The 323-nt window shown below is 56.7% G+C and carries 1 protein-coding gene; it reads right to left on the bottom strand.

The features are described from left to right. A partial coding sequence (locus ICL55_RS34990; protein ID WP_188106727.1) for a condensation domain-containing protein occupies positions 1–323 on the bottom strand: 323 nt, incomplete at both ends.

Below are 323 nucleotides of genomic sequence, written 5' to 3'. Positions count from 1 at the left end.
TCACTGAGCGACTGGATATCAGCCAATGGTTCATAGTGATGTGGCAATGCTTCCAGCGATGCTGTCTGCAACTGCGCAGCCAGGTCGCACAGCCGCATATCTTCACCGGCACGTACCCGTACCGGCACCGTATTAATAAACAGCCCTACCATCCGTTCCACGCCCGGCAGCTCTGCCGGCCGTCCTGACACCACGCTGCCAAACACCACATCGTCCGTATTACCGTATTTCATTAACAACACGCCCCAGGCTGTCTGCAACAACGTATTGAGCGTTACGCCCAGGGAACGCGACAGCTGTGTCAATTGCGCCGTCCGCTCTGT

This window comes from Chitinophaga varians, assembly GCF_014529945.1.
In the GTDB taxonomy this organism is placed as follows: Bacteria; Bacteroidota; Bacteroidia; order Chitinophagales; family Chitinophagaceae; genus Chitinophaga; species Chitinophaga varians.
Note: the sequence above shows the minus strand (reverse complement) of the source record. Positions and strands in the feature narration are given on the sequence as shown.